Source organism: Neisseria sp. P0021.S006 (genome assembly GCF_051956895.1).
This window is the reverse complement of sequence record NZ_JBQCWZ010000713.1, coordinates 1-712: the sequence shown is the minus strand read 5'-3', so window position 1 is coordinate 712 and position 712 is coordinate 1. Positions and strand designations below refer to the sequence as shown.

At 47.2% G+C, this 712-nt stretch carries 1 protein-coding gene; it reads left to right on the top strand.

All coding sequences use genetic code 11. The features are described 5' to 3' along the window. Positions 1 to 125 precede the first annotated feature (125 nt). Positions 126 to 712, top strand: a 587-nt coding sequence (locus tag ACTHUM_RS16650) for an SCO family protein (RefSeq protein WP_440403512.1), incomplete at its 3' end; no start/stop codon positions are given.

The window sequence follows — 712 nt, the reverse complement described above, 5'->3', positions numbered from 1 at the left end:
GTATTTATCTGTAAAAAGGGCTATATTTAATGTGTCAAACGCGTTAATATGAAGATGTTTTGTTTTTATATCGGCCGGGCGGTTGTTTGGCTTCACTTAATTTGAAACGGTTTTGGAGAAAATTTATGCTTTCCGTTACACGAACTTTCCTACTCAGTGCTTTTGCGTTGGCTGCTCTGGCTGCTTGTCAGCCTAAAGAAGAGGCTAAAGAGGCTTCTTCGACACCTGCCGCTTCTGCCGCTTCTGCTGCGCCTGCTGCTTCCGGTGAGTCTGCGCCCAAAGTGCAAGCGCGCGGTACCGATATGCGCAAAGAAGATATTGGCGGTGATTTTACATTGACCGATGGCGACGGCAAACCTTTCAGCCTGAGCGACTTGAAAGGCAAAGTGGTTATCCTGTCTTTCGGTTATACCCACTGTCCTGACGTATGCCCGACCGAGTTGCTGACTTACAGCGATACTTTGAAACAATTGGGCGATCAGGCTAAAGACGTGAAAGTAGTATTTGTCAGCATCGACCCGGAGCGCGATACGCCTGAAGTAATCGGCAAATATGCCAAACAGTTCCACCCTGATTTTATCGGCCTGACGGCTACCGGCGATCAAAGCCTGCCTGTCATCAAACAGCAATACCGTGTGGTATCGGCTAAAGTTAACCAAAAAGAAGACAGCGAAAACTATTTGGTCGACCACTCTTCAGGTGTATATTTGAT